This window comes from Romboutsia sp. (genome assembly GCF_051659545.1).
GTDB lineage: Bacteria > Bacillota > Clostridia > Peptostreptococcales > Peptostreptococcaceae > JBOFOR01.
The window spans coordinates 1-7,809 of record NZ_JBOFOR010000091.1; the positions used below are offsets into that span (position 1 = coordinate 1).

Here is a 7,809-nt window from a genome sequence, read left to right on the forward strand (position 1 = left end):
TGCCTTACAAGCAGGGGGTCACAGGTTCGAGCCCTGTTAATCCCACCATTTATATTGCGGCCTGGTAGTTCAGTTGGTTAGAATGCCAGCCTGTCACGCTGGAGGTCGAGGGTTCGAGTCCCTTCCAGGTCGCCAAATACACACTATGCTGGTGTGGCTCAACGGTAGAGCAGCTGACTTGTAATCAGCAGGTTGTAGGTTCAATTCCTATCACCAGCTCCAATTAAACTCTTAGAAGAATCTAAGGGTTTTTTATTTTATTCTTTTAGGCAGTAACATGAGTATGTCCTTTACAAAAGATCCTAAAAATAAAAAAGTAGAAGAAAATATATTATACTTTCTTCTACTTTTTGTTTTCCCATCTTAAATCTTTTCCTATAAATTTAACCATTTTAAATCTATCAAATATTCTAGAAAATATTCTCTGTGTATAGTCAGAGCCTAATTGCATAGGAGATAAGTTTGTAGATATAATAGTTTTTTTGCCTGATAGTAATCTAGTGTTTAGTATATTAAATAATTCAGTATTAGTAAATGAATTAGTCAATTCTGTTCCTAAATCATCTATAATCAATAAATCACAATCAAATAAATTTCCATAATTGTCCTTAGAAATATGATTATCATTATTTTTAAACTTATAGTCCTCAATTATTTCAAACATTTTAAATGCTGTTTGATAAATAACCACATAGCCTTTATCTAAAAGCGATTTTGCAATACAATTACACATAAAAGTCTTTCCTAATCCAGTATCTCCGTAAAAAAGCAAATTTTCATCATTATCTTTATCAAAGTTAAGAACAAATGATTCACAAATAGATACTATTTGTAATATATTTTGACGAGGAGAAATATTTGAACCTTCAAATTTTTCATCAGAAAATACTGATGTATTTATTGTAGAAAAATTTTGAGTTTCAAGTACTCTAGATAAATTTGACATCTTATACGCTTCGTTTATAATTTCTTGTTTTAAACAATTACATTTATGTCCATTTTTTAAGAAGCCTTTATCATTACAAGTATTACAGTTATATTGAATATCTAAGTAACCTGGTGGTACATTATATCTACTTAATAGGTCATCTTTCCTTGCTGTTAATTCATTCATTTTACTTTGCGATTCAGCTATTATTTCATCTTTATTTTGAGGATTTAATAGAACAAGTTTCGTCAAACTTAGACCAATTTTTCCGATATCATCGTCGATATGTTGAATTTCAGGAATTTGAGAGTAAACATCTCTTATTCTATTTTCTAAATCGGATTCAGCTCTATCTCTTTTCTTTTCATAAGACCTAAGTATTTCTTTTAAAGTTGATTCTTTCATTTATTCACCTACTTAAATTTATCCTTTTGGCTTTCTTGAAGAAGTTTTTCTAATTCTTCAGGAGTATATTTGGTAAAAGTTTGATTTACATTATGAAATCTAGTTTTTACAGATGTTGTATTAGATGAATTATTTTTATTAGATTTTTGATTTACTTGAGGCTTACGCTTAGAATCTTCTTCTAATAATTTAATATCATCTAATGTTTTAATATTTTTGTTATTCCATTTTTCAATTACGCCGTTTATATATGATACTGATGGGTTTGATATATTTTTTGACTTAGAGCAAGCAGACAGAATAACTTCAATATCCATATTATATTTATCAAACCAAGTATCCATGATTCTTTCTTCTGGTTTAGAAGGTGGTCTATAAAATCCTAATTCATTGAATATAGTTTTGTAGACCATGTATCTTTCGCTTCTAATAGCAAAGCTATCCTTAACATCTTGAGGGGTATATAAATTAGAATCATACCATCCTCTAATAAGGGATTCAATGTATTTAACAGGTCGAGATGATTTATGTTTATCTTTAACATATTCATATGCGTACACTATCATATCAGGCTCCATATTATATTTATTTATTATATCTAACAAACTAATTTTTTCTCCAGGCTCAAGGTATCTGCCAACAATCTTGTTTATAGAGTTAAACATTTTTCTTATGCTAGGATTCTCACTTACAGAAACTATACTATCTGAATTCGATTTTATTGATTTTGTATTTATATACATGTTATCCATATAAAATCTTTTTAAATCCATAAACTCTATAGAATAATCAAAATCGTTTAAATTTTCATTTTTATGCATTTTAATTATATCTTTTCTTTCCCAAAATTTCCATGCTTCTATTACATCAGATAAAGGAATATTTAAATTTTTTGCTATAGAATTATTATCGAATTTAGGGTTAGAATTAGGATCACAAGCTTGTCTGTATCCTAACAGATAAACTTTTACGTATAACCCATTCGCCATTGGCATAAATATATCTATAAAGATGTTAGCAATGGTAGTTTCGCCTAAATCTATTTCGTTGACTTCTTTGAAAAACATTTTATCACCTCAGATTAAATTATACCATAAAAACAAATAACTTTAATTGAAACCTATGATTATCAAAAGGGATTACAGATTTATGTTGCAAAATAATTTTAAAATTATTCATATTAAACTGGAGGGGGAAAAATTGGTAATAAATTTCAGCAAAAAAAGAAGAAAGATAACACTGGTCATAGTAATAGGGTTGTCGTTACTATTGCCAGCAGGAATTTACTTAAAGGAAAAAAAATTTGAAAATAGTGTACAAACATCAAGTGTTGAAAATGAAAAAGCTTTAAATAACTACACCATAGATGTAGTTTTTGATGATGAGAGCAAAAGACTAAAATGCAATCAAAATATAGAGTATGTAAATAATACAAAAGTATCATTAGATAAGTTATATTTTCACATATATCCAAATGCTTTTTCAAAGATAGAATTTGCACCATTTGAAAAAGAAGAAATGAAACAAGCATATCCAAATGGTTTTAATGAGGGATATATAGATATAAAAAATATTTTATCTAAGGATGAAGAATTAAATTATCAAATTAAGGGAGAAAAAAATGATTTATTAGAAATAAAAATAGGCAAACATCTTAAACCTGGAGAAAAAATAATAATAGATATGAAATATAATGTAAAAATACCTAATTCAGAAGGCCGATTTGGATATGGGAAAAGTACTATAAATGTAACTAACTGGTTTCCGATAGCATGTGTTAATGATGAGAGGGGATGGAATGCAAAGGGATATGAGGCAGTTGGAGATCCTTTTTATAGTGAAACAAGTGATTTTAAAGTAAATTTACTAATTCCTAAAAAATATAAAATTGGTTGCACAGGAAACATAATTAATGAAAAAGCAGACGAAGATAAATCTCTCTATCAAATAGAAGCTAAAAAAGTTAGAGATTTTGCATTTATCCTAAGTACTAAGTTTGACATAGATAAAGATTCATATAAGGGAATAACTATTAATACATATAATTTAAATAAAAAATTATCTAAGGAGTCTACTCAAATAGCAAAGGACTCTATTAGAGTCTTTAGTAAGTTATTTGGAGAATATCCATATAGTACATATTCAGTAATAGCAAGTGATTTTTATATAGGTGGTATGGAATATCCTACAATGGTAATGATTGATCAAAGTTTGTATACCCAAAAGAATAAGTTTTTATTAGAATATGTTATAGCTCATGAGACTGCCCATCAATGGTGGTATTCAGTAATAGGAAATGATGAAATAAGTGAACCGTGGATAGATGAAGCTTTAACTGAATATTCTACAGTACTATACTTTGAAGAAAAGTATGGCAAGGATATAGGAGATAAACTTATAAAAACAATGGAAATACAAACTAAAAATCATGCAAGTGAAGATATATTTAAACCGACTACTCAGTATAAAAATTCTATAGACTACAGCTTAAATGTATATACTAAAGGAGCAGTAGCTTTTAGTCAGGTACGAAAAGAAGTAGGGGATAAAATATTCTTTGAAACATTGCAAGAATATTACAACAAGTATATGTATCAAAATGTAAATGGAACTAAATTTGTTGAAATGTGGAATAACAAAGGGATAGATATAGATAAAATTATAAGTCAATACAAGTAAATTTTAACTAGAGCATTAAATTGTTATTTAATGCTCTAGTTTTTTGGTATAATATATCTTATGATTATAAAAAAACGAGGTGACAACATGCTAAAATATTGTTCGATAGGAAGCGGAAGTAGTGGAAATTGTCATTATATTGGATATAAGGATACAAATATATTAGTAGATGCAGGTCTTAGTGGAAAAAGAATAACTACAGGACTTAATGATATAGAAGTAGATATGAATAAAATAAAGGGAATATTTATTACGCATGAACACTCAGACCATATAAAAGGCGCGGGTATAATGTCTAGAAAATTTGACATACCTATATTTGCAAATATAAAGACTTGGTGTGCTATGAAGGATAAGCTAGGAGAAATAAAAGATCATAATATGAAAGTTTTTGAAAATGATAAAAGTTATTCTTTAGGAGATTTAGTAATAAGACCATTTTCAATATCACATGATGCTTCAGATGCTGTTGGGTACAACTTTTATGCAGATAATGAGAAAATGTCTATAGCTACAGATATAGGAAAAATAACAGACAATATAAGAAGACATTTATATAAATCTAAGTTAGTGGTATTAGAGTCAAATTATGACCCGAATATGCTTATGATGGGCTCATATCCATATTCATTAAAGAAAAGGGTAATGTCTGATGAAGGCCATCTATCAAATGAAGATGCAGCAAACTTTTGTGTGGAACTTATTAAAGAAGGTACTGAGAGAATATTATTAGCCCATTTAAGTAAAGAAAATAATTTTCCAGAGTTAGCTTATGAGACATCTAAGGGAATACTAACTCAAAATAATATAATAGTTGGACAAGACGTTAAGTTAGATGTTTTATTAAGAGAAGAGGTATCGGATATATACAAGGTTAAATAAGTTAGGAGAAAATTTATGAATATAAGCATAATCAGTGTAGGCAAACTAAAGGAAAAATATTTAAAATTAGGAATAGATGAATTTACTAAGAGATTATCTAAGTATTGTAAGCTAGACATGATAGAGTTAGAGGATGAAAAGTGTCCAGAGAATTTAAGTGAAAAGGACATGTTAATAGTAAAAAATAAAGAAGGAAAAAAAATTCTTAGTAAAATAAAAAATAATAGTTACGTTATAGCACTTGCTATAGATGGAAAAAACTTATCATCTGAAGAACTAGCAGATACAATCAGTAAATTAGCGGTTAGGGGTAATAGTCATATAACTTTTGTTATAGGTGGTTCTCTAGGTCTTTCTGATGAGGTTTTAGGTAGAGCGGATTATAAGTTGTCTTTTTCTAAAATGACTTTTCCTCATCAATTAATGAGATTGATTTTGTTAGAACAAGTTTATAGAGCGTTTAGAATAAATAATAATGAACCGTATCACAAGTAAATGAGATTTTACTAAAATAAGTTAAATTATTGTAAATATAACAAAGAACAAAGATATTATATTAGAAATTGATAAACTAATAGATGAAATATCTATAAAAGGTTAAAATTTTATATGATAGAGGATTTAAACTAATATGTTAACAAAAATGATGCTAACCTTTGTGAAATGGAGCATCTTTTTGTTTGATTTTAATTTCAGTATAACATTTGATAAATAAAATAAGAGGTATATATTTTACTGTGTTCTGTAAACTATTAATATATACAGTAGAAAAATATATAATTAACAGGATATAGGGCTTAAATATTAATAAAGGATTTGAAGGAGAAGACCCTTATGAGTACATTTTTTTATAAAATTTATAATAGTATATATATAAAATCAATAAGGCGAGGGCTTTTGAAAGTACAGCCTATCATTTTGATAAATTGCATTTTTATAATAATACTTAATATAAATAATGATACACTTATGAACATAATGAAGGTAATTATAAATGATAATTGGAATAATATGTTTTGGCAGATATATAATAGTTTGTATATGCTATCAAAGGCTTTAATTATAATATCAATTTGTAGCGAACTAGCTAAAATACGTATACATGAAAAGCAAGATATAAAGTATATGGGTAATAGTGTAAGCTCAAATATGGTTGGGTTTATAGGGTTAACTTCAGCAATTACTTTTAGTAGTATTTTCACTATGGAAAGTGTTGTAGGTACTGGAAGTATCACAATTATAGCAGCAAACTGGACTATGTTAGCTATAGTAGTTAGTATAATATCTAGTGAAGTTTATATTAAAATATATTATTATATGCTAGACAGTAGAATGAGTTTAATTAATAGTTACGAAAAGGTTGTAAGACAGTCTATTTTAGCTATACTTCCTTCAGTTTTAACTATAATTGCAGCAATTGGTGTAGCCATCTTAATTGAATCAAATATAAATGCCATTGATCCAATAACCATACATGGAGGCAATAATTTTTTTAATGATATAAAATATATATTCATAAAAAATGCCCTATGGATAGTAGGAGGTCATGGTGGAGATTTAATAGTACACGGCGATTCCTTTAATAGATTGGATGTAGATACATTTACTAATATGGGGGGAGCTGGAAGTACTATATGCTTAATAATAGCAATAATCTTATATAGTAAAAACAAATATAGCAAGAAAATATCTGTTATATCCATAATACCAAGTATTTTTAATATTAATGAAACTATTACATATGGACTACCGATACTATTTAATCCTGTATATATAGTGCCATTAACTTTAACGCCTATAGTTTTATATGCCATCTCGCAGGGAGCATTTGAATTAGGGTTAGTTGAAACTATAGATAAAATAGAAATGAGCTGGATACATCCGGTTTTATTTAATGCCTATAAACTAACCGGAGGATTTTCAGGTGTTATACTACAAATCATTAATATTATTGTAGGGGTTGTGATATATACTCCTTTTGTTAAAATATCTGATAATATGAGTAAGAGAGAAAGACAAGGGGCTTATGAAAATCTTAAAAATACAGTTTTTTCAGGAAATTTAGAAAAGTTAGATTTATCTAGTGGAGCTGATAGTAATGGAGAGATAAGCATATTTTTAGGAGAAGAGCTTAAAGACATACTAACGGGTAGAAGAAAAAATGAAGGTGAGTTGTATTTAGAATACCAACCACAACTAAATAAGGAAAGAAAAGTTGTTGGAGTAGAAGCTCTTTTAAGATGGAAATATGAAGAGTTTGGAAACATACCACCAAATATTATAGTATTAATTGCAGAAGAAGTAGGGTTAATTTATCCTTTAGGAAAATGGATTGCAAAAGAAGCAATCGAGCAGCTTTCAATATGGGATAAAGAATTAGAAAAGAAGATAGATATGTCTATAAATGTCTCTACAAAGCAATTAACAGATGATACCTTCGCAAGTTATATAAAAGATATCATAAAGCTTTATAATGTTAATCCAAACAACATTAAAGTTGAGATAACAGAAAGCTTTGCAATAGGGGAAGATGAGGTAACTAAAAAACAGTTAACTAAGCTAAATGAATATGGTGTAAAACTAGCAATAGATGACTTTGGAGTTGGATATAATCCTTTATTATATATAAAGAAGTACAATATAGATTGCATAAAAATAGATGGAAGTCTAATAAGAGATATAGATAAAAATGAAGAGTCTAAAAGCATAGTAAGCTCTGTATATAGCCTATGTGACTCAACAGGTATAACAGTAATTAATGAGTTTGTAGAAACAGAGAACCAGAAAGCTGTCTTAGATAAGATGGGAGATGGTTTATATCAAGGATATTTATTTAGTAAACCACTTAAAGCAGATGTGTGTGTAAAATATATAAAGAATAATATTTAATTTTAACAAATAAAGTTTATATAGCC

Annotated in this window: 6 protein-coding genes and 2 tRNA genes; 6 read left to right on the forward strand and 2 right to left on the reverse strand. The window is 27.9% G+C overall.

Features of this window, described 5'->3' with window-relative positions:
- Positions 1-58 precede the first annotated feature (58 nt).
- Both ACRC03_RS05365 and ACRC03_RS05370 read left to right on the forward strand, forming a co-directional pair.
- Positions 59-135, forward strand: a tRNA-Asp gene (locus tag ACRC03_RS05365).
- Between the two features lie 12 nt (positions 136-147).
- Positions 148-222: transfer RNA gene (locus ACRC03_RS05370), tRNA-Thr, on the forward strand.
- 121 nt (positions 223-343) lie between these two features.
- Here the strand turns inward: ACRC03_RS05370 and ACRC03_RS05375 are convergent.
- Positions 344-1,333: an ATP-binding protein gene (locus ACRC03_RS05375; RefSeq protein ID WP_438651535.1), complete on the reverse strand. Its 990-nt coding sequence runs from the start codon at positions 1,331-1,333 to the stop codon at positions 344-346.
- Positions 1,334-1,341: 8 nt separating this feature from the next.
- Positions 1,342-2,400, reverse strand: a complete 1,059-nt coding sequence (locus tag ACRC03_RS05380; RefSeq protein WP_438651536.1) for a DnaD domain protein — start codon at positions 2,398-2,400, stop codon at positions 1,342-1,344.
- 133 nt (positions 2,401-2,533) lie between these two features.
- On the opposite strand from ACRC03_RS05380, the gene ACRC03_RS05385 reads away from it, so the two are divergent.
- From ACRC03_RS05385 to ACRC03_RS05400, 4 genes are all read left to right on the forward strand, one after another.
- On the forward strand, positions 2,534-4,012 hold the full coding sequence (locus ACRC03_RS05385; protein ID WP_438651537.1) for a M1 family metallopeptidase: 1,479 nt from the start codon (positions 2,534-2,536) through the stop codon (positions 4,010-4,012).
- Positions 4,013-4,099: 87 nt separating this feature from the next.
- Positions 4,100-4,894: an MBL fold metallo-hydrolase gene (locus ACRC03_RS05390; RefSeq protein ID WP_438651538.1), complete on the forward strand. Its 795-nt coding sequence runs from the start codon at positions 4,100-4,102 to the stop codon at positions 4,892-4,894.
- A gap of 15 nt (positions 4,895-4,909) precedes the next feature.
- Positions 4,910-5,389 carry a 23S rRNA (pseudouridine(1915)-N(3))-methyltransferase RlmH gene (gene rlmH, locus ACRC03_RS05395; RefSeq protein WP_438651539.1) on the forward strand — a complete coding sequence of 160 codons (480 nt, stop codon included), beginning with the start codon at positions 4,910-4,912 and terminating at the stop codon, positions 5,387-5,389.
- Between the two features lie 339 nt (positions 5,390-5,728).
- On the forward strand, positions 5,729-7,783 hold the full coding sequence (locus ACRC03_RS05400; RefSeq protein ID WP_438651540.1) for an EAL domain-containing protein: 2,055 nt from the start codon (positions 5,729-5,731) through the stop codon (positions 7,781-7,783).
- The last annotated feature ends 26 nt before the right edge of the window (positions 7,784-7,809 follow it).

Bases quoted from the DNA above. Each gene is read 5' to 3' on its own strand.
- ACRC03_RS05380 (WP_438651536.1), bottom strand. From the start codon at position 2,400: ATGTTTTTCAAAGAAGTCAACGAAATAGATTTAGGCGAAACTACCATT.
- ACRC03_RS05390 (WP_438651538.1), top strand. From the start codon at position 4,100: ATGCTAAAATATTGTTCGATAGGAAGCGGAAGTAGTGGAAATTGTCAT.
- ACRC03_RS05400 (WP_438651540.1), top strand. From the start codon at position 5,729: ATGAGTACATTTTTTTATAAAATTTATAATAGTATATATATAAAATCA.
- ACRC03_RS05375 (WP_438651535.1), bottom strand. From the start codon at position 1,333: ATGAAAGAATCAACTTTAAAAGAAATACTTAGGTCTTATGAAAAGAAA.
- rlmH (WP_438651539.1), top strand. From the start codon at position 4,910: ATGAATATAAGCATAATCAGTGTAGGCAAACTAAAGGAAAAATATTTA.